This is a genomic window from Rhodococcus sp. 05-2255-1e, from assembly GCF_002259025.1.
In the GTDB taxonomy this organism is placed as follows: Bacteria; Actinomycetota; Actinomycetes; order Mycobacteriales; family Mycobacteriaceae; genus Rhodococcoides; species Rhodococcoides fascians.
Window position 1 is genome coordinate 1 of the sequence record NZ_NOZE01000007.1, and the last position, 20855, is coordinate 20855.

Genomic DNA, 20855 nt, shown 5'->3' on the forward strand with positions numbered 1-20855 from the left:
GGGCAGAAGGACGTCGAGGAGTTCGGTCAGTGCCGGCCGGGTGGTGGTGGATCCGCTCGCGGTGTCGGTGAAGATGCGTTCGCAGCCGAAGGCGCTCAGTGCGTCGCTCTGTAGGTCGAGGTTCTGTTCGGCGGTTGAGACCCTGGCGTATCCGTATTTGTGGCCCACGATCGTCCACTGTGCCACAACTCATCAGTTTCGAGGTTTTGACATGCGGGGGTTTCGCGTACGTTTTTGGCACTACTCAACGGCTGGTCGACGGATCGGCTGTGTCAGTTTCAGAAGACGAGTGCACGAGTTCAGAAGTGCGCTGCACTTGACACCTCTCAAGTAATCTAGCGAAAACGCTAGATTGCTCCTTTGGTGCTTTGACTGCCCGATCGTCCGAACCTAGGCGCTCACTTATGACTACGTGCCTTTAACCATCGTTTTAGACACATCGAGCTATTGACACAGGGTCGACGAGCAATGTATGTGTCAAAACTCATGTCCAAAACCTGCCGAACGCAATGTGTCTATATGACGAGTTCTGACACACTTGATCGTTGTGGGTGAACTTTTGGGGTACGCGAGGGTGTCGACGACCGAGCAGAGCGCCGATGCGCAGAGGGACGCTCTCAGCGCTGCGGGGTGTTCGCGAGTGTGGGTGGAGACGGCGAGCGGCGCGACGACGTCACGGCCGGAGTTGTCGGACCTGTTCTCGCATCTGCGGTCCGGGGACACTCTGGTGGTGTGGCGGCTCGACCGTCTCGGGCGATCACTCCCCCACCTTATACAGACGGTCGAAGATCTCGACTCCGATGGTGTGGGGTTTCGGTCGCTGACGGAGTCGATCGACACAACCACCTCGGGCGGCAAGTTGATCTACTCGATTTTCGGTGCCCTGGCGGAGTTCGAGCGCAACCTCATCCGCGAGCGCACGCAGCTCGGGCTGGCGGCCGCGCGGGCGCAGGGCCGAACGGGTGGCCGACCGCGATCGATGTCGGAGGCGAAGATCAAGCAGGCCCGGCGAATGCGTGCCGGCGGCATGTCACTGGCCGATATCCGAGACGTCGTGGGCGTATCCCGATCGACGCTATACCGGTACCTGAAATAGCGCGCGTAGCAACGGGAACCCCCAAACCGTGTCCCGAATTGCCAAGGTGACAGGGATGTCGGACTCAGTCACGTAGACCAACAAAGTAGTTGCTAGCCTCCCCTGGTTGCCAACGATCCGGGTCTCAGGGATAGGCCATTCCTTCTGCGGCGAACAGGGCCTCGATAAGGTTCTGGTTGGTCGCTGCGGCAATCCGCGCCTCAATTCCGGCTGCTGTGAGGTCCAACGCTCGTAGCGCCCCACTCACCTCGGCGACGGCGAGACAGCGGCGGACTCGATCTGGATGTTCATGGGCATAACGCGCGAGCGTCGACCACTTCGACGAAGTATCAGCGAGATCAAACCTGTGCGGATCGACGATGTCCATGACGTACTCTCCATCACCGTCGTCGTGCCAGAACAGGAAATCGGGGTGCATCAGTTGGTGCTTGTCCCCGAATTCATAAGGAACTGCGAGCGCGTGCCGACCTGACGAGGGGTTGCGATACCACCCGACGAGAGTCTCGACTGCTAGTTCGGCATCGAGCACCTCCGCTTCCCACGACGACCGGGACGTGTCGACAGGAAAGCGGCCGGCGTGGGGCTTGCCGTCTGGGATGACGAAAAGGTGCGCCGGGTATGTTTCGATGGACTCGACGGTGTTACCACGAATCTTCTCTGTAGCGGCCGGATAAGTATCGCGCGTCTCGACGGTGGTGGGGAGCATCGGTTCCGAGCCGAGGTGCCAGAGCGGTTCTGTCTGGTCGCGGATATGGCGGGGTTTGGCAGATACCTTCGCAGCGTGTTGATTTCGCCAGTCGGTGATCAGAAGCGTCGCCTGGTTCTCCACGACGGATGCGAATCCAAGATCGGCCATCGCAACCAGACGCGCGGATGCATCGATTTCGTCCTCGCCGCGGTCGCAGAGCTCGTTGAAATACCAGTTGGCGGATCCGTCCGGGAGCAAACGCTTGGCTCGCTGGAAGTAACCTTCAAGGTCGCGTTCATTAGTTGGGGTGTCGGTTTTACCGACACTCTGCATGATTGATTCTCCGTAGGAGACCATCGTCGTACTGATGGACAGCGACATGATGTCGTCGACCTTGGCGTCGATCTCGCTGCTTCGCTGACTGTCGGCCGCGTGCATCTGATCGACGATCCATCGCTTGGCCTTGGCCGAGCCTTGATCGATCAGACCATGCTCCGTGAGCGTTGCGGCCAGTCGCATCAACTGCCCGGTGCGGGAACCGAACGATGTCCTCTGTCTGGTGTACGAGGGAAGCGTGTCCAGCAGGTCGAACAACGCCGGGGGAACAGCTGTCGATCTCCCGCATAGGACGGGGGCGATGACGATGTCGATCTCGACAGTCTCGTCTTCGGTCAGCGCGTTCACTACTCGCGCCACGTGCTCGGTTCGGAACCCTGGCAGGTAGGCCGCCACCTCCCCCAGTCGCTCGTCGCCCCCCTCGATGCGCTTGGCCAGCGGTGTTCGGACCAGTCGGCCGATGAGCTGGGCGATCTCGGTGTAGCTGTCCTTGTTCTGGAACGAAATCATCACTTCTGCTCGCGGGCAGTCCCAGCCGGTGGTCAACGCCGATTTGAACAGCACCACGCGTGCCTGGTCGTCGCCGGAGATCGCCTCGGGAGGAAGGTAACGAATCGTCTTGTCACCAACCTTGTACTGGGCGTGATCGCCGAAGGCGTGAGCAATCGCGTAGTCGGAGAGCTTCGGCCATGTCGATTCCATTACTGCGAGGATTTCGGCGAGCCTTGCTTCTTCCTTCGCCGGCGAAAGCCCTTGTTCGACTTGAACGACCAGAAGCGGCTCGACGAGCCGGTCGCCGGTGGCTTCGTGGTGGCTTCGCCAGGATGCATCGGAAGACCTCAGATCCTCCACGGCGAGGGCGAGCATCGTGTTGTCAGCCGACTGCGACTCCCCCAGGCTTCGCAGCAGGATGCGGTCTTTGAGAAGACCAGACTCACGGACGTCGCCGGCTTTGACTTCGACCAAGCGCGGTGTCCGATTTGCGGCGTTCATAGCGGCGAGGAAGCGATCGGGGGTGGCTGAGATGCCCAGTACGACTGGAGCGGGCGGTTGGTTGGTGCCGATGTTCGTGGTGCCACCGTCGACAATGGTTCCGGCGATCGACTTGCGGTCGGTGTTCTTGGTGCCGGAGCCGCGGTGCGCTTCGTCCCAGATGACAAGGAAGTCCTCGCCACGTTCGCGGACGGTGTTGGCGATCATGTCCCATGCGCCGTGGGTTCGTTTGTCGTTAGGAGTGCCGTCGGCGCGCACAGCGTGCAACGTCGAGTTCTTCTGCATTGCCTGGATGTGGACAAAGTAGATATGACCTTGTTGCAGGGTGCGGTGGTCGTCCTCAGCGATGAAGCGGATGCGGTTGATGTCGATCGCGCCTCCCGATGCCTGGGTGATTTTTGCGATGGTCTGGGCGTTGAGTGCTCGGTCGTCAGTGATCCACAAGACCGTCATGTTGGGGTTGGCAGCCCTGATCGACGTGCCTTTGTAGATCCCCTCAAGCACCGCCGTGGCGATGACGGTCTTACCGGCACCGGTGGGAGCGGTCAGGCCCACCGCAGTGCGTTCACCATCGTCGAGGTATCCGGCACGGGCTTTGGCGAGGTTGGCGAGCACGGATTCGACCGCCGAGCTCTGGTAGGGCTCCAGAGTAAATTTCACCGCGCGCCACCAGCGATGTTGATGGTGTAGTTCGACAGGTAATCCTCATAGAGTTGCACGGTGTTGACGCCAACCGGGAGGCGCTCGACGGCTCGCTGGTACTCGGCTTCGGAGTCTGTAATGACAAACACAACCGTAGGCGAAGCCCCAGTCACAGACTCGCTGGCGATTGCCCGAGCGAACTCCACCAGCACGTCGACGTCGAACAACACGCCGTAGCTGCCAGTCAGCGCCCAACCCTTGTCGGGGATTCGATCAATCCGGGGGCCGCGTGCGCCGGCTTCGAGCCACATCAGAGGAGCGACGGCCTCAAACTCACGGCCCCTGCGAACCATGCCTGGATCGAGGTAGGTCAGGTCGAACATCTCCACGTTCGCAGGCAGTCCCTGCGAATAAATGGTGCCATCTGGGCGGTGACCGGAAACAACGGTCGAGATACGAGGCCTGCAAACGTGCTCGAAGACGCCTTTCGACTCCCACTCATCATCGCCTGGATGAAGACCAGCCTTGCGTAGTTTCTTCGCTTCGGTGGCCCCGATCTCGTTGTTGGTCACCAAGATCGCCTGTCGGGTTCCGTTGTCCTGCCTATTCAATTCCATGACAGCATCACAGGTTGTTCCCGAGCCGCCGAAGAAATCCAGCACAATAGCATCAGCGGGTGCAACGAGACCGATCCATCGCATGAGGACATCGCGATCCTTCGGGTTCGGAAATCGCAGGTCTCCAATAATGTTCCGAAACTGGGTATTCGACGCCTTGCGGTCCTGCGTAAACACAGACAAGGCAACCTGCTCATCCATTTCGTCCAAAAACGTTATCTTGCGGGGAATTGTCGACTCGTCGTCTCCGAACCAGACGCGCCCTTCAGCAATTTCTCTCTCCATGCGCGCTGGGTCCTTGTACAGCCAGCCTCTGGAGGGAGACTTCACCGGCTTACCGGTCACAGGATGTTTGACCTGGTAGGTTCCACCGCCACCGCCAGGCCATGTGATGTCCTGGTAAGTGTTGATGGGGCGTCCTGTTGCCGGGTCGAGTAGGTCGTAACGCGCTACCGAATCGGTGATTTCCCCGCCTGTTTTCTTGGCACGAAGCCAACGCTTCCATTCGGTGTTGGCGTTGTCGATGTCGGCACTGCTGGCCTCCCAGATGCTTTGAGCCTTCTGCAGGGCAGCGTGAACGCCTACCTTCTCCTCGCGCCACCGCGTCCCAGCAGCGCTCAACGCTTCCAAGTCGCGGGCGTAGAAGAACATGTAGTCGGCCCCGTTGGAGATATATCGGGAATCGTTCTTACGACCGCCCTGCCATACGACGTTCGAAATGAAATTTGCACTTCCGAATACTTGGTCGAGCAGCATGCGTAGTCGGTGGTGCTCCTCGTCACCTATTGCCACGATGATGACCCCGGTCGACTTGAGGAGGTCTCGGGCGATCAGCAGACGCCGTTCCATGAACGACAACCATTTCGAGGATTTGGCCCGATCATTCTGGTCGACGTAACGGTCGTTGTAGATCCAGCCATCATTCCCCGTGTTGTAGGGAGGGTCGATGTAGATCAGGTCGACTTTGTTGCGGTGAGTCGACCGCAAGGCCTGGAGGGCGTGGAAATTTTCGCCGTTGATGACGATGTGCCACGGCGCGTCTGATGGCCCGTTTTCGATCCGTTCGACAGTACGGAGTCCTGGATAGATTGGCTCGTCGAATTCTCGGACAACGACAAGGTCGGCAACGTGGCGCGTACCTCCGTCTCCACTGAGGACTGCTCTCTCACGGGTTCGGTCGGTGAAGTGGTCGACGAGCCAGGTTTCGGGGGACGTTTCGTCGCGTAGTGCGACACGGATCCCTTTTCGGACGGGGTGGTCGGGAAGGCGAACGGACTCGGGCAGATGGCGGTCGAAAACAAGGCCGAAGCGGCGGGACCCGCGGAGAAGTTCGACCTCGGAGGAAAGCCGGGTTCGAAGGGTGTCGTCATCAATGCGGGCGATGAGCTGGTCGAGGACGTTGGATTCGTCAGACATGGCACTTCTTGGCGGCGCCGCCTGCGGGGGTCTGGTCCATTGCCGGAGCTTATCGCCGGGTCTCCTGTTAATCGTCCACCAGGTCAACTCTGTGCGAACCTATCGTGTTCACCGTGAGGTGGCGACGAACGCTGACCGCCGTCGGGGTGCGCCATCGTCGCTCGAAGTGTCGAATATGACCGAGGACTTCGGCCTACCGACCGAACAAGCCTGAGCGAAGCCTTAGGGGACGTGCGCGGTCCCTACTGGGCGCGCCGGTGAAGGTGTGGGATGTCAGCTCGATAGGTCGGCGTCGCGACGGATCCGGTGCACGCTGTCAACCACCCGGCGCGGTGGGGGTGTCCCAAATGGCCGCGTATATCTCGGCTACCAATGGCCACACCTGGCGAAGACCGTCCTCGACGGAGCCGACGACCTGGGCGAGGTCGCCGAAGATCACGAACTCGTGGGGAATCACACGGCCAGCCGAGTCTCGGCGCCCGAGAGGATCCTCGATGCGAAGCGCAACACGCCCATCTCGGCGGTGCCACGCAGTCAGCGCGTCTCCAGCGTCGTCGAACGCGCGTTCGTAGTCCGGGAGTGGGTCGCTGAGTCCGGCGTCGAGAAGAAACCGAAAACCCCAATTACGGCCCCGAGTGGACCAGATGATGTCCGAGGGTCCGGAACTGGTGCTCACTTCGGGTTCCTGATCACCTTGTCGTCGACGCCCTGCTCGAGGTCCAGCTTGAACTGCGTCAGTGTCGCTCGCAGGTAATCGTGCTGAGCGCGGGCCTGCGAATTCATCTCTCTGAGTTTCGGTCCCACCAACCGCGCCGCGTCCGCCAGGATGGGCAGCGCGACGGCGGCGATCTTTTTCGCCTTTCCGCCCTTACCTGGGTTGACCAGTGCCAGAAGCTTTTCGATCGACGCGAATTTCTGACCTGTCAGACCTGCTGCCAGCAACTCTGCGCCGTCGGCGAGCGAGTCGAGCACTTTGCCGGGAATGTCGTGCTTCTCCTGCCATTGCACACGGCGCTGAAGCGGCAGAATCGACGCCACCGGGAGTACGAGATCGAGACCGATGCGCCGGGTCATGTCGATATTAAGCGTCTGTGAACCAGTGGACTCGCGCTCGAACTTGGCGGAGGACAGCAGCAGGAAGTCTTCCCCGATGGACAGGGCGGCGGGGGTGTCGATGAGTTCGGCGATAGTCGATCGGAGCTGTTCGATGTCTGCTGCTGCATTGAGAATGATCAGATCGCGGAAAGTGTCGACGTCCCAGTCCGGGAACAGATCCGCTTTCGAGAGCGCCAGGATCCACACCCGAGGGAACTCGACGATGGGCCCGTCCTCGAGCAAGTCGCCCTTGATTCGTAAGAGCCCCTGACGAAAGCTGAACATCAACGACTTCAGGTACAGCTCTTCGTCGCCTCGGTGGTCGAGTAATTTTTGTCCGTCGACCAGCAGGAAGGCGACGTCGGACCGAAGTAGAGAACGGAAGGTGTCGGTGCGGCGCTCGCTCTCCATCGCGCTGCTGGGCTCGGTCTCGAACCATTCGCCTGGATAGTCGTGCCATGCGAGTCGGAGGACGTCGAAGGGCCGCTTCTTGGCGGCGTCGGTGTCTGCGCCTTTGAGTTTGACCGAGAAGTAATGAGTCGTCGCCTTGTACTGGGTTTGTCTCGGTGCCGTCGCGAGATCCCGCATGCGGAGGTAGTTCCTGTAGAGCCGATTCCCTTGGCCGATGTCATCGGCAACGAGGTCCCAGAGATCGTTCGCGTAGCCCCCATCCTGGGTCGGCCCGAAAAACGACGACAGCAAAACAGTCTTGCCCGAACCGCTCTCGCCGAAAACAGCGATGTGTTGCTCTCGAACCCTGGGAAATTTGGCCATGGCAGGGAAGGTACAACACACGGCGTGAGCGCCTCTGCTGCGACAAGAGACCGCAGGTGAAACGTGCACGCAGTGCCGCCACCTTCGGTACCCAGAGCTGCACCTCTCGGCCGTAACCTACCGGTCTCGGGTACATCTACGACTTCGAGAATCGATAGACGCATAATTAGCCACGAAAATTCGTCTGCTTCAATTCCATCATGACCGAACCGGTAGAGATCACAACGACACCACCCACCATTGGTGACACACTCCAAGTGCGACGCCTAGAGGGCGGCACCGCTACCGGGACCGTAGTCGAGGACTTCGCCGACTACTTGCTGACCGTCCCTGCCGCCGGCCGAGACCGGGCCATGCCCCATCGATGGGCCATCGCGTCGGAGGACGGAACGCTGATCTTCGCCGACGACGCCGACATCATCGAGCACCACAAATCCGAACCATCGACGACAGCACCGACAGACGTCAGCGACAAGACCTGACCGGTGGACATCTACTCAATTCTGGTCGCCTCGGCTATCGGGTCCGCGGCCGTACTAAGCATTGCCATACCAGCCCTGTTGGCCATGACGATCATCGACATCACGCGAGCGCTGCGAAACCGCACCAAGGGTTCCCCAGGCCAACACCCGGTGTCAGCACGAAGTGCAGCCAACTTCTGACACTGACAAACGTCATCGACACTACTGATCCTCGCGTTGATCGCCCTCGCTGATGGAAGTCGATTCACGTCGCGATCACCCCATTTCCACACGCCACTGAGTGCATCGCGAACTTCGCTACCGGCCCGACGATGGCGTAGGCGTGTGGTACGCATGGGAGTACTCACGGAGTCGATCACGGACATCGTCGTCCAGGTCTGGGCCACTGGGCAGATTCAAGGCCCACCACAACCGGCGCCGATACTCCGCACCCGAAATCCCGAACGCCACGAAGATGTCTTCGTCATCGGCACCTCCATAGGGTTCCCAGCGCACCGCGAACCCCACAAAAGTCTCTGCCGACCGCTCTTCCGTCATACCGATGATTCTGGTCGACGTATCGACCGTCCGCACATCGGCCGCCCACCCCCACCACAGCCTTGAACACCCCGACCTGTGGTGCCGATTGTGCAGTTCACTTCTGCACTCAGAATGTCAGAAGACAACTGCAATCACGGGTAAAACCCCAGCAAATCGTGCAGCCTACTTCTGAAACTGACAGGCTGTGTCAGTGTCAGAAGTCGCCTGCACTCCTTCAGAAGACGACTGCACACGGCAGATGACATAGCTCGACGAGCACTGCCGCCGGGTGCTCAGCTTCCCCGATCCAGGGTGGCCAGGACGCCCGTCCGGAATCGCCCGGTAGTAACCGAAGCCCGAGGCGCGTCGGCAGCCATCCAGCTCGAACGACACGGACGTCGTATCTGAGCCGTCCGGGCGCCTCAGGTAGGTCGTTGCGATTCACGTACTGGTCTGCACGCAGGGCTGCGCGGGGGGTGCGTCACCTCACCGGCCAGTCGGATCCGTAACGGTCGGAGACCGCCTCATGGTCGCGGTGGAGCTGCTTGCGTCTACGCGTGGACAGTCGGTCGCCGAACACAATGCCGTTGATGTGATCGGTCTCGTGCTGAAAGCAGCGTCCAAGGGTGCCGCCGGCGGTGAGTTCGATCGAATCTCCGAACTGGTCTCGGCCGCGGCAGGTCGCGTATTCAGGTCGTGCGAGATCGGTGTATGCGCCGGGTAACGACAGGCACCCTTCCCCGAAGTCGATGAGTCGCCGATGACTCACCTCCGGCAGGTCGACGACCGGGTTGCAGACGACGCCGGTGCGCTGCCGTCCGATCTCGTCGCTGCAGTCGTAGATGAAGACCGCCAGATCGATGCCGACTTGCTGGGCGGCCAGGCCTGCGCCGTCGGCGGCTGTGTTGGTGGCGAACATGTCAGCCAACAGTTCCTGAAGTGCGCTGCCGAAGTCAGATACCGGCCGAGCTGGGGTGTGCAGCACGGGGGTGCCCCAACGGACAATCGGTCGGGCGGTGCCAAGACGGAGGAGTTCGGAGACAGGCATGACGTCCATGCTCGACCTCGCCGCAAGATGTCGCAACGAGTGCCGCCGAACACCCTGCGTTCAGTGAGTCGGGGCAGAGACTCGAAATAGTTCACGGCTTTCCCCGCCCACCAGTACTCGTGATCCGTTATCGTCGGGAGGTCGGCTGTAGTAGCGCCGACATTCCGAGCCTCGTTGCTCGATCCCCAAGTGCTGATCTCGAGGCGGGTGCTCTCCGCCGGGTCTCATCGCGCACCACCTCAGGCAGGGTCGAGCGCCCTGCTGCACGTCCACACCAGGAGGCACCATGAACCAGCAGTCGTCCACCTTCACCGAAAGAGAATCCCTCGATGCTCTTCTCGACGCGAACCGCCGCGCCCTCGTCGACCGTGTGCGCGGTCTTTCCGAGGATGAAGCCCGCAGACGGCTGGTCCCGTCGCTGACTACACCGATCTCTCTGATCAAGCACACCGCGGCCGCGGAACGCATCTGGTTTCAACGGTTCTGGGGTGGCCTCGACGAGTTCGGCTGCGACGGATACGCGAGCCGCGACGAAGGCACCTTCACCGTCACCGACAACGAAACCGTCGAGTCGGTCATCGCCGAGCTCGAAGCAGCAAGCCAACTCTCACGGATCATCTCCTCCCGCTTCGACCTCGACGACACCACTCATACAGACGACGAGGGCGCATTGAGCATGCGCGCGACGCTGCTCACCATGATCGTCGAGTTCGCCCGACACGCCGGCCACGCCGACATCCTCCGTGAACAGATCGATGCAGTCTGACCGGCGAATACAGAGATCGCCCTTCTCCGGGCACCAGCTGACTGCCCGGCGTCGGTGTCCGTGACCAGATTGCGAGTGGCCTCACCGCTCGATAAACGATGGCCGGGTCGGGGCCGAATCCGGAAGGCACCGCTTCACCGGTCACAGGGCCGACAAGGCCCCTGGTGGTAGACATCCTTCCCAGCTGCTCCGTGCCGGCCACCGGCGCATGCATCGAACTGCGCCGACTCAGAAGTGTCCTCGCGTCGGGGCGCGTCGGTGTCGGAGGGAACCCGTAGGTTCGTTATCAGCTGCACGCTCGGTAACTCTGTCGCACTGGAGGTCAACCATGGATCCGCTCACACTGGTCGCGGTGGCGGTCGCCCTGGGAGCGTCTGACGGCGCCAAGGAGACTGCCAAGGCCGCTGTTGTCTGCGGCAGCACTACGACTCGGTGTCACCTGAGGTCGAGGGACTCGAGGCCGAGCCAGACGAGGGGTTGCGTCGCCAACTGCTGGCGAAGAAGCTCTCTGCCGCTGGGGCGAGCGAGGACGAGACGCTAGAAGATCTCGCCAAGGACGTGGTCGGCCACGTCGCCGACGACGCTCCCGAAACGGCGCACTCCGTAGGTGTGCGCCTGACCCGGGTATCTGCGATGGGCGACATCGTGATCGAGGAAGTGCACGTGGACGGTGGTAGTGGTGTGGTCACGCAGGACGTCGCAACAGATGGATCGATTCGGATCAGCGGAGTGTCGTCCACGGGTTCTGCGATGTCAGGTGACCGTCGGCGGGGCGGACCTGCCGCAGGGGACAGCTCGTTCACGTCCTCGCAGCAGGGCGTGCAGGTCGGACGCGACAACATCGCTTACTTCTCCTACGGGGCATCGGATTCCGGCAGCAACAGCGGCCGCGTTCGAGCGGTCACCGCTTCCGTCGAGCGGATACCTGTCGGGGACGGATTGTGGACTGTCACGATCCACAACGGCACCCGTGGCCCGATCACCGAGGTCGAAGTCGACGTCTACGCGGTCGATGAGTCGGGAACTCGGTTGGACACCCCGTGTGTGCCCGCGAAGAACAAACTGCCTTTCGCTCAGCTGTTTCGGCAGCTCTTGACACCCACACTCGAGGGAACGCTCGACAGCTACGGCCAGGGCGCGATGTCGATTCCGGGAATGGCCTCACAGATGCCACCGGGGGGGCTCGGCTCGTACGGGGGAATGATCGCCAGTCACATCACCTCTTCGCCTCAGATGCACGGCTTGGAGCAGCAGGTCCGCGCGGCGATGCCGGACTCGTTTCCCAAGGTTCTGACGGCAGAACAGAGCGCCGCGGTCGTCTACATGTTCGACGGACGAGGCTCGCTCAGAGCTGACTTCACGTTCGCCGACGAGGACGGGAACACCTGGTCACGCCCATTCGGTGACGTGCCACGTCGCCTGCGCTAGGGCGCGTGCGAAAGAATCGCTTCTGTGAAGCGCCCTCCCCCGAGCAGCATTGGCGTTCTCCGAATCGCCACACCAGCCGGGGGACTCACTCCCTGAAGCGCCCGGATGCATGTCCGCAGGCGCGTCCTTAATCGCCGTGCTCCACCCGCTCCGGGTCGAGCACGGCTACTCGCAGAACGATTGCTTCAACAACGCACGTAGACGGTCCCAATGACGCTCTGCCCCATCGTTGTCGAAGCTGTCAGTGTCACGCACTGTGAACCCGTGGCCAGTCGCGGGGTAGATCTCCGACGTGTACGTGCCCTGGCTGCGGTCGAGAACTGCGTTGAGCGATTCGAAGTCTCGAGTCGGAACCTCGTTACGGGGTTAAAAGCAATCTATTGACGCATCCGTCATTTCATCGCGGCCGAGAACCGGTAACCACGTTGGCCACTCCCATCGAACGTTCCCACCAGCTCGAACGCGTGCTTCTCGTAGAAGGTCTGGGCTTCGGCCCACACTTCGGTGGGCGCGTCTTCGACGCGTGGACTCGGTAGGTCATCAACGAACACGAGAAAGTCGTTGCTGCCTTCTGGCATGTAACCCTGCACGCTGACCATAACTGGCCCTTCCTGGTCTCGTTGCATGACTGTGTCGAAAGCGTAATCGTTGTCCGTCAGATCGACCCGAGCTGTCCGAGTCGGCGGCACTGTAGGCCAGGACGATGTTCGGGTGAGCCACAACCCGGTCAGCAACGCGGCTCCCCCCACGGTGAACAACGGATCCCACACCAGGGCGTGCCCGATCATCGCAGTCCGGTCGTACCCGCCGGCGGGCACGATGACGCCGGTGAGCACCGCTACCGCGGACCCCGCCGACACCGACCCCCACACGAGCAGGGCTCCGCCCGCGCCCCAAATTGCATACACGGACCTGCCGATGGAGCCGGCCGTGGACGCGCTCGTTCATCCACGGCAGAACCGCAACGCAGGCCTTGAGAAGAGCGATCACGCCGAGTGCCAGGCCGATGGTCACCGGTCGTTCGTCGGCGAGCGAGACGGCCCAGTCCCCCACCGAGGCGAGCTGCCACCGACCACCCAACGCCCAGTACGCGCTCGCTACTGCGTGCAGCAGCCCGGCTGCGGCAGCGAGGACGAATGGGCACGGCCGCGGCCGTGCCCATTCGTTGGATACCAGTTGATGTCTGCACTCCATCGACACTAGGGACGATTCGGTCACCCGACCATCCGGGAACACCCCGACCACCACCCTGAGACGCGGCGTCTCTCGTCGAGTGGGTCGCGCTCCTGCGTCCTTGGCTATGCCACCGTGGTGGGGTGACGCCTCCACAGGATCTCTGGAACCACAACATTCACTACTACGACCTCGCGCTGCGCGCCGCACCGACGACCACGCGAACGGCACTCGACGTCGGTACCGGCGACGGGCTCCTGGCGATTCGCCTCGCCGAGCGGTTCTCCGACGTCACCGGCATCGATTCCGACCGCGACATCATCGCTCACGCGCAGTCCGGTACTACCGCTGATGTCACCTGGATAGTCGGCGACGTGCTGACCTACGACTTGCCGAGTGCGCACTACGACCTCGTTGTCGCGGTCGCAACCGTCCATCACTTCCCGGACCTCGCTCGTGGCCTTCGGCGTCTCGCCTACCTGACCTCGCCCGGTGGTGTCATGGTTGCGCTCGGCTGCGCACGTAGTGCATCCGTCCTGGACTACGTCTTCGAAGCCTTGGGCACCGTGCAGCACCAGGTGCTTGTCCGTACCCGCGGTTACTGGCAGCACAACGCACCCGTGCGAACAGAGCTTCCACATACCTACGACCAGGTGAAAGCGATCGCGGCCGAGACACTGCCGGGCATGAGATGGCGGCGGCTACCGCTGTGGCGATACTCCCTCACCTGGCACAAACCCAGATAGATGTACCCGACCACCAGCTCGGGTGACAGGCCGCCGACGGCATCCGACAATGCAGTCGCCGTCGCGAAGTCGTTGCGCAAGGCGACATTCTGCGGCGTTCCGGAAGAGACCCAACACGCGGTGGTGAGCTGTGGCAACGCCTCGTTCGGTGTGGCCGCATGATCGGCGGTGCACTGCAGCTTTGACCACCTCGGCGGTGCGCCGGCTTGGGCATCTCGTTCGGCAGATCGTCGGGTGTCCTGTCGATGGAGGTGCTCTCGTCCATACCTATCGGGTCGAGCACGTGTTCGCGGAGGTAGTCGTCGAACGGTTGCTCGCTGACGACCTCGACGAGGCGGGCAGCGAGATGGTAATTCGTGTTCGTGTAGTGGTGACGGGTTCCGGGTGTGTCTTCCAGCGTCGCGGCGTGGGCGCGCTCCTGAGCCGCCTGGAGGCTGATTGGTTGCGACAGGCTCTTCTCACGCAGCGTTCGATCGCTGATCCCCGAGGTCTGGTTCAGCAACTCCCGGACCGTGATTTCCGAGCTGCGTGGGTCGTCGACCGCGAAGTCCGGCAGGTACGACTGCACCGGATCGTTCAGGGCGACGTCGCCGGAGTCGACAAGCTGCATGACGGCAAGTGCTGTGAAGGACTTGCTCACCGACGCCACCGGCATCGGTGTGTGTGCCGTCATCTCGGCGCCGGTGGAATCGTGACCGTAGCCCGCGGTCAGGAGGCCATCGTCTCCGTGGGTGAGGGCGACCGAGACCCCTGGATACCCGGCCCTGTCCATGTAGGCAGTCACGTAGCTGTCTATTCCGGAAGCGTCGAAAGCAGTGGGTTCCGCCCGCGCCGAATGCGTCGGCAGCAGGACTGTAGCCACGATCAGAGTTGCCCCGACAAGGCGGCGGGTAGTTCGCATGGTTTCAAGCTACGAATCCAGAACAAGCTGCACATGACCCGAAAGTCATTCCCACCCCCTACCTTCGTCAGGGGTCGGTGACCACTTGAGATCGTTTCGGTTGACGGTAGCGCGGGCGGGTGACCGACGGTTGATCGGATGCGGGTCGATCGCAGGGTTCACTGCCACTGTGCGCCAGGCCCTGACTCACTCGACCCCATCCCCGCAGACAACACGGACGCACCGTCGGTGATGTCGTCGAGCCGACATAGGAGTGCCTCGATGCGTTCGTCGATCTCGTCGAGTCGAGAACCCAAGTCCGACAATCGCTCGTGGGCGCGCCGACGCGCCGCGATCCCATAGGCGTAGTAGCTGCCGCCGAGGACCACGTCGTCCTGCACCGCGGGGGTGGCCGTGGTGTCGCCGCTGTGCCCTGGTGTCGCGATGCGGTCCCGATGGGTCGGTGGTTGCCGCGTCAGGTGCGCTCGCGCCAGCACGGACGCCGATGTGCGGGTCAGCGGGTCCGGCGCCCAGGGGGTGTGGCCCCAGCGGTCGATGCGCACCAGGAGGGGTTCGCTCGCACGAGCCGTCGGCACTACGTCCGGCGGCGGGCAGGCTATCGCGGCGGACGCACGGTTCGGGTCGAGAGCATCGGCGACCATGCGGGTGGTCGCAGCTCCGTCCAGGATGGCCTGGATCTGTGCCCACCGCCGGTAGATCGCGACCGGTTCGTGTCCAGGTCGGTCGCCGAAGAGGTTGCTCGTAATGCGGTGGTCTTCGGAGACAACGAGGTCCGAGCTGTCGACGATGATGTCGCCGCGCCGCAGGACGGTGATCTCCGTGGGCGTCATGCCGGACGCGAGAAGGGTGAGGATCATCGCGTCTCGGCGTCCGAACAACCCCCCTGGCCAACCGTTCGCTGGAACCTGTCCGATGATCGATGCCGCCGCGGCGCGGACCCTGTCTGCCTGTTCTCTGCGTCGCTCGTTCACAGCCAGCCGGATCGTCACCGTCTTGCCAGGCTCGGCCAGCCCGCGGCGTCGGTGGGCGGTGTCGATGTCGGCAACCCGGCGCCGCTGCGTCGATGCTGCCGCCGGGTGAGCGACGAGGAACCGTGCCAGTGTGGACGCGGTGGCCGGCAGGGCCAAATGGGCAGTGGCGACGCACCAGTCGCAGAACAACGCCCACGTCGGCAATCCGGACAGGTCGCGACCTGCCCTGTCCGCCGCATCTTCCGTTGTTCCGCTCGTCGCGCTCACAAGCCCAGCCTGGTCACGGCGTTACCGATCAAGGGTGCGTTCTCGCGGGCGTAGATTTCCACCATTCCGGGGGTGGTGTGCCCGGTCTGGCGCATGATGGCGTGGGCATCGGCGCCGTTGCGGTAGGCCTGGGTGACGAATCCTGCGCGCAGTGAGTGCCCACCCAATTGGGCCACGGTGTGCGCGTCGTACCCGGCGTCGGCGGCGCGGCGACGGATGGCAGCATGGACCGCGGCGCCGGACAGTGCCGTTGTCGAGAGGTTGCCGTTCTTGCGGATCGACCGGAACAGCGGCGCTCGGCCCTCGGCGGTGGGCAGCGTATCTCGGCACACGTGTTCGTCGAACGGTGTTGCGCGGGTCAGCAATCGAATGACGGACACCCGCCCACCCGCATCGAAGGCGGCCACGACCTGCAGCCACCGGACCCACGCGCACACCGGGCACGTGCGGTGCTGGTCGGTGAACGGCAACGCCTTCACCGCACCCGATCCTTCCTGGTCGGTCTTGGATCGACTGATCCGCACATGGGCGCCATCGAGGCGGTCCCGGCGAACGTCACTGCATTCGAGGTCGACGAGTTCGCTGCGCCGGAACGCCCCGGTATATCCCATCAACAGCAGCGCCGTATCGCGGCGCTCCAACACCTCCGAGGACCACCCGGCCACGCTGCGGCGGGCGTGATCGACGATGACGGTGATGTCCGCGGTCACCAGCGGTGCACGCGGGTTTCGAGGTCGGTCCCCCGCCGCGGCGTAGTCGCGGCGGATGCCGGCGAGGGTGGCCCGCACCATCTCGTGGCCGCACGGGCTCTCGCATCCCGTGCTTCGGTGGCGGTCGGCGATCGCGGCGACCCACTTCCCCAGCGTCGCCGGAGCATAAGCACGAGTCCCGTCGGTCGTGACCGTGTCGGCGGCGCCGACGAGGTATGCCGCGACGGTGGCCGGGTGTGCCGGTAGCGGACGGTGCCCGGCGCGCGCACACCAGCTCTCGAACCGTCGCCACGACGACGAGTAGGCGCGGCGGGTTCCCGCAGACCGCGCCGAGGCCATCGACCGCTCGATCCGCGCAGCCACCTCTGCCGTCAGGTCCGGGAACGTCGCTGCGGCACCCGCGAGGACGACCGGAATCGGCCTCGACGTGTCGCCTGGCTGCTGATGTGCCATGTCCGGCACTGTATGCCGCACCTCCGACACGCCTCCTCACCCAAAAGTGCGCTGAACAGGCCATTCAGCGGAGACGCTGCGGGAAAGGAAATTCTCGTTGGTCACCGCACAACTAAGGTAAGTGACTCGACCTGTCCGCCTTCGTGTACCTGTTCGGGCGCAGGCCACGTCAATGGGGATCGCCCAGCCCCTGCTGCCGCGCAGCGACTCCGCCGCAGAAATGCGAGGTGAAAGACGTGGTCCGATCGTTTACCCACTCGTGGCCGGTTCTTTCGTGGCGGGTAGCGCGCCGTTGGTTGGCAGGCCAACCAGCACCGGAGCGCGTCTGTTGAATCGGCCAATCGATTAGTGCGTCACCCATTCAGGAACCCATACCTTGTCGTCGATCTGCGGTCGGGTGGATCGGAGGTAGTCGCGCAGGTCGGCCAGGACAGGATGCTGGTGCCCGGCCCGTGTGATCAGCACGTGCGGGTAGAGCGGTGTCGGCTCGCGCAGAGGGATTCGCCGCAAGTCGTAGCTGTCCGGCCACAGGTACCGGTCGTCGGTGCCGACCAAAGTGGCCAGGGAGCCTGACCCGGCCAGTGCGTCCATGAGGGCCTCGTCGCCGAAGTCGGGGCCGAGAGCGTCGATGCTCAGCCCGAACTCCTGCGAGAGCGACCGATAGAACAGCTCCCACTCCGTGTCTGGTCTGATTCCGGGGACCCATATGCGATGACCAGCGAGATCGGCAGGCCGGACATGTTCCTTTCCTGCCAGGGGGTGAGCAGGACCGACCAGGACCTCCAGCGGGACGTCCATGAGCCGTTCGGCCCTGATCCCAGCGGGAAGCTGGTCGATCGACATGGCCCGGAAGGAGGCGTCGATGCTTCCCGCGAGGACGGCCCGAGCCGCCTGAGCAGCGTTCCCGTCACCGAGAGTGACCGCGTCCAGAGCAGTGCCGGGGCGCGAGCGGTAGAAGCGGTAGACGGTCTGCGCCGGTGCGATGCGCCGGTTGAGGACGTCCACCCGCAAGGGACGGCTACCGGGACGCACTGCCTGCGCTGCCTGTTCGAGCGCTGACAAGACCTTCTTGGCGTGTGGGAGGAAGACCCGCCCGTCCAGGCTCAACTGCGATCCCCGCGAGGTGCGCACCAGGAGCGATACCCCGAGGCTCCTCTCCAGGCCCACGATCCTCTTGGAGACCGCCTGCTGGCTGATCCCGAGCTCGTCTGCCGCTGCCTGGAACTGTCCGGCCTCGGCAACGGTCACGAAGGTCCGTACCGCCTCGATGTCCACACCCCGAACCCTAGTGTCACAACCAGTGGTTGTGTTCAGCGTTACTCGGGTTGTTTGATCGTGGGTCCGTCGTGCTGCTGTGATCAGGGCATGTCCACACGCACCCAGCAGGTAATGTACGTCCAGTCCCCCGAGTTCACGCGCTTCGCGCAACGGATCGCCGTGGTCACCGATGCGACCTCCCGGTTGAACGTCCTGCCGTTCAGCGACACCGCGGCCCGTGCGGAACTACTGTCGGTTGTATTCGGCGGGCCTCTGCCGGACTCGGTGACGATCTACCCGCCCTTCTACACCGAGCACGGCCTGGCCACGACGTTCGGGAAGGACGTCTTCGTCAACCAGGGCTGCACCTTCATGGACGGCGGCGGCATCACCATCGGTGACAACGTCATGATCGCTCCGCGGGTCAGCCTCATCACCGGCGGGCACCCGCTGCCGCTGGCCGAGCGCTACGATTACACCGCCAGCGCACCGATCGCGATCAAGGACGACGTCTGGATCGGTGCAGCCGCCGTGGTCACCCAGGGAGTGACCATCGGGGCGGGAGCGGTCGTCGCCGCCGGCGCCGTCGTCACCCGCGACGTGCCCGCGCACACGCTGGTCGCCGGCGTTCCCGCCCGGGTGATCAACACCATCGACTGATACCGCCTCGCCCCCGTCCCTACACGCCAGATCGTGCAGCGTCCGCCCGTCCTTCGCTGAACTCGTCGTCTCCGGCTCCCGAAAGAGCAGCGGGAGAAAATGCGTACACAACACAGCTGGACAACAGGACTGGACTGGGTCGACCACCGCCGGTCCGTGGAAGGGACCATCTACCGCTACCGCAGAGGCCCGCAAGAGCAGACACGGCCTAGTCGGATATGTCTCTGAAGTAACGCGCTACCGGCCATCGCTCGAAGCCGTCGGACTCGTAAGCCAGGCGGGCCGCAGTGTGCCCGGAGTCGTCACCAGTCTCGACCATCACCATGTGCATCCCAGCGGACTTCGCGCGAGCTGTGGAGTGGCGCATCAGCATGCGCCCAACTCCCTGACGCTGCCATTCAGGATCGACGGCAAGTACGTAGATCTCACCCATGCTGTCCTCCGGATGTATCCGTGTGCAGACCCACCCCACCAGCGCAGAGCCACTGAGCGCGACGTCGACGTTCTCGGGTTCCTGTGCAAGAACCGTTGTCAGATCGTCTTTTTGACGCTTCCGCCATCCCTCTGGATAGAAGGATCGGTAGACGAAGCTCGGCACAGCGTCCTCGAGAAGCGGGAACACCGGCTCCCACGCCCGCAGGGCCACGTCGAGGGCTTCAGGCCGATGGCTGTTTGTCTCGAATGGGACGATTCGCACCACGCCCCGAACCTAGCCTCCACCAGTCGCAGACTCGAACGAATTACGCCGACCGGCCCGTCGAGAGCCTTCGCGTCACCCGGAGACGTCACGGTTCGCGGTCAGTATGCGGTCGACTTCTTCGCCTACGGCGGTGTGATGGAACGGACCGAGATTCATCGCAGATACGATTCGATCGGCCAGCTCCTGAAATAACGCAAGGGTCGCTCTGAGGGCCTGACCGCTGCGGTCGCCGAATGGGGCCCAACACCTGACGAGGCGGGCCTGGATGTCGTCGTCCATCCACTGGCGCATGCGCGTGCCCAAGAAGCGAACGTCACGTGTGGTTCCGTACCGGATGTTGTGGTCCCATTCAATCATCCGCAACAGCTCGGACTTGAGGTCCGCATCCCGCGTGATCACTGACCACGGTTCGTCGCGCACCATGGCTTTCGCTGCCATCAGCGCAGCTGCCGAAGCCCAGTTGCAGCACTCGTCGAACTGCTGTTGGTCTGGGAGCTCAGGCTCGTGTGCACGCAGCGAAAGGGATGTAGTCAGGCCGTCCTTGTCGAGGAGGACCTGGAACGGGCGATCGTGTTCGCCGGTCGCATCAGCCACGTTCACCAGGGTGAAGTCGAGCTTTCCGCCGACGTAGTAGATCAGCCGTGTCGGCTGGTCGTCACCGTTCTCCAGCCGTTCCACGGCGAGCACCTCACCGAGGTCGCGCCACCAGGAATCGTCGTCTTCCAGCGGTCCGGTGCTACGGACATACAGTTCGATGTCCCGGTCCGACAGTGCATGTTGTGCGTGCGCTGCGGCAGATCCAGTGAGAACGACGGCCCTGACGTTCTCGTTCTGCATCGCCCAGGTCAGTACCGATCGGACAGCCAGGTCGTAGTCCACGGTCCGATTATCCGTGCGCGGAACGTCGATTGGAGCTCGCGCGGATACGGGACACAGGCCCAGAGTCGTAGTCTTCCGCTGCTAGCATTTGCGGTATGTCTGCCGCTTCATGCTCGGCCGCTTGCGCGGCAGTTACCAGGACGTCCCGCTAGCGGCGGGACGTCCGGCACCCAGCAACACTTCACCTGGAACGTTCAGTCGCTTCGTGATCCATCCGGAGCGGCACTTTGTGCTGCTC

Annotated in this window: 19 protein-coding genes and 2 pseudogenes; 6 read left to right on the forward strand and 15 right to left on the reverse strand. The window is 63.0% G+C overall.

Features of this window, described 5'->3' with window-relative positions; all coding sequences use genetic code 11:
• On the reverse strand, positions 1–186 hold a 186-nt coding region (locus tag CH262_RS02835), incomplete at its 3' end, for a recombinase family protein (protein WP_256988656.1).
• Between the two features lie 361 nt (positions 187–547).
• Between CH262_RS02835 and CH262_RS02840 the strand changes: the two genes are divergently transcribed.
• Positions 548–1096 (forward strand): recombinase family protein, encoded by a 549-nt coding sequence (locus tag CH262_RS02840; RefSeq protein ID WP_094716828.1) that lies wholly within the window; start codon positions 548–550, stop codon positions 1094–1096.
• 124 nt (positions 1097–1220) lie between these two features.
• On the opposite strand, the gene CH262_RS02845 is transcribed toward CH262_RS02840, so the two are convergent.
• The 4 genes from CH262_RS02845 to CH262_RS02860 all read right to left on the reverse strand — a co-directional run bounded on the left by CH262_RS02845 (position 1221) and on the right by CH262_RS02860 (position 7657).
• Complete coding sequence (locus tag CH262_RS02845; RefSeq protein ID WP_032406392.1) at positions 1221–3773, reverse strand: DEAD/DEAH box helicase; 2553 nt, start codon at positions 3771–3773, stop codon at positions 1221–1223.
• Entirely contained in the window at positions 3770–5788 is a 2019-nt protein-coding gene (locus tag CH262_RS02850; RefSeq protein ID WP_032406391.1) for a site-specific DNA-methyltransferase, read from the reverse strand. Before CH262_RS02850 ends, CH262_RS02845 begins: the two co-directional genes overlap by 4 nt.
• Positions 5789–6104: 316 nt before the next feature.
• Positions 6105–6464: a hypothetical protein gene (locus CH262_RS02855; protein WP_052060480.1), complete on the reverse strand. Its 360-nt coding sequence runs from the start codon at positions 6462–6464 to the stop codon at positions 6105–6107.
• A complete protein-coding gene (locus CH262_RS02860; RefSeq protein ID WP_032406390.1) occupies positions 6461–7657 on the reverse strand; it encodes a TRAFAC clade GTPase domain-containing protein in 1197 nt (398 codons plus the stop codon). The genes CH262_RS02855 and CH262_RS02860 overlap by 4 nt, the downstream gene beginning before the upstream one ends.
• Positions 7658–7857: 200 nt before the next feature.
• Here CH262_RS02860 and CH262_RS02865 point away from each other — a divergent pair, with 200 nt between their 5' ends.
• Positions 7858–8139 carry a hypothetical protein gene (locus CH262_RS02865; RefSeq protein WP_052060479.1) on the forward strand — a complete coding sequence of 94 codons (282 nt, stop codon included), beginning with the start codon at positions 7858–7860 and terminating at the stop codon, positions 8137–8139.
• Positions 8140–9139: 1000 nt separating this feature from the next.
• On the opposite strand, the gene def is transcribed toward CH262_RS02865, so the two are convergent.
• Positions 9140–9715 carry a peptide deformylase gene (def, locus tag CH262_RS02875; protein ID WP_306436768.1) on the reverse strand — a complete coding sequence of 192 codons (576 nt, stop codon included), beginning with the start codon at positions 9713–9715 and terminating at the stop codon, positions 9140–9142.
• A gap of 277 nt (positions 9716–9992) precedes the next feature.
• Here def and CH262_RS02880 point away from each other — a divergent pair, with 277 nt between their 5' ends.
• Together CH262_RS02880 and CH262_RS02885 are read left to right on the forward strand one after the other, a co-directional pair.
• A complete protein-coding gene (locus tag CH262_RS02880) occupies positions 9993–10472 on the forward strand; it encodes a DinB family protein (protein WP_094716829.1) in 480 nt (159 codons plus the stop codon).
• Between the two features lie 432 nt (positions 10473–10904).
• Positions 10905–11900, forward strand: coding sequence for a hypothetical protein (locus CH262_RS02885; RefSeq protein WP_094716830.1), 996 nt, complete (start codon positions 10905–10907; stop codon positions 11898–11900).
• 165 nt (positions 11901–12065) lie between these two features.
• On the opposite strand, the pseudogene CH262_RS02890 reads toward CH262_RS02885, so the two are convergent.
• The 3 genes and pseudogenes from CH262_RS02890 to CH262_RS28025 all read right to left on the reverse strand — a co-directional run.
• A pseudogene (locus tag CH262_RS02890) lies at positions 12066–12242 on the reverse strand (dienelactone hydrolase family protein); the annotation flags it as partial.
• A gap of 50 nt (positions 12243–12292) precedes the next feature.
• Positions 12293–12808 carry a hypothetical protein gene (locus CH262_RS28020; RefSeq protein WP_256988686.1) on the reverse strand — a complete coding sequence of 172 codons (516 nt, stop codon included), beginning with the start codon at positions 12806–12808 and terminating at the stop codon, positions 12293–12295.
• A 73-nt stretch (positions 12809–12881) separates the two neighbouring features.
• Positions 12882–13094: pseudogene (locus CH262_RS28025) on the reverse strand (hypothetical protein); the annotation flags it as partial.
• 122 nt (positions 13095–13216) lie between these two features.
• On the opposite strand from CH262_RS28025, the gene CH262_RS02900 reads away from it, so the two are divergent.
• Positions 13217–13819 (forward strand): class I SAM-dependent methyltransferase, encoded by a 603-nt coding sequence (locus CH262_RS02900; protein WP_094716831.1) that lies wholly within the window; start codon positions 13217–13219, stop codon positions 13817–13819.
• On the opposite strand, the gene CH262_RS02905 is transcribed toward CH262_RS02900, so the two are convergent.
• The 4 genes from CH262_RS02905 to CH262_RS02920 all read right to left on the reverse strand — a co-directional run bounded on the left by CH262_RS02905 (position 13797) and on the right by CH262_RS02920 (position 18396).
• Positions 13797–14720 (reverse strand): serine hydrolase domain-containing protein, encoded by a 924-nt coding sequence (locus CH262_RS02905; protein ID WP_094716832.1) that lies wholly within the window; start codon positions 14718–14720, stop codon positions 13797–13799. The genes CH262_RS02900 and CH262_RS02905 overlap by 23 nt on opposite strands.
• Before the next feature lie 158 nt (positions 14721–14878).
• Positions 14879–15958: a hypothetical protein gene (locus CH262_RS02910; protein WP_094716833.1), complete on the reverse strand. Its 1080-nt coding sequence runs from the start codon at positions 15956–15958 to the stop codon at positions 14879–14881.
• Positions 15955–17121, reverse strand: coding sequence for a site-specific integrase (locus CH262_RS02915; RefSeq protein WP_094716834.1), 1167 nt, complete (start codon positions 17119–17121; stop codon positions 15955–15957). The genes CH262_RS02910 and CH262_RS02915 overlap by 4 nt, the downstream gene beginning before the upstream one ends.
• Positions 17122–17466: 345 nt before the next feature.
• Positions 17467–18396 (reverse strand): LysR family transcriptional regulator, encoded by a 930-nt coding sequence (locus CH262_RS02920; protein ID WP_094716835.1) that lies wholly within the window; start codon positions 18394–18396, stop codon positions 17467–17469.
• Positions 18397–18486: 90 nt separating this feature from the next.
• On the opposite strand from CH262_RS02920, the gene CH262_RS28330 reads away from it, so the two are divergent.
• Complete coding sequence (locus tag CH262_RS28330) at positions 18487–19038, forward strand: DapH/DapD/GlmU-related protein (RefSeq protein ID WP_218829289.1); 552 nt, start codon at positions 18487–18489, stop codon at positions 19036–19038.
• A gap of 208 nt (positions 19039–19246) precedes the next feature.
• Here CH262_RS28330 and CH262_RS02930 read toward each other — a convergent pair whose 3' ends face one another.
• Both CH262_RS02930 and CH262_RS02935 read right to left on the reverse strand, forming a co-directional pair.
• The gene (locus tag CH262_RS02930) at positions 19247–19738 is read right to left on the reverse strand and encodes a GNAT family N-acetyltransferase (protein WP_256988664.1); all 492 of its coding nucleotides are present in this window, start codon (positions 19736–19738) and stop codon (positions 19247–19249) included.
• A 72-nt stretch (positions 19739–19810) separates the two neighbouring features.
• Complete coding sequence (locus CH262_RS02935) at positions 19811–20617, reverse strand: aminoglycoside 6-adenylyltransferase (protein ID WP_256988665.1); 807 nt, start codon at positions 20615–20617, stop codon at positions 19811–19813.
• Between the last annotated feature and the right edge of the window lie 238 nt (positions 20618–20855).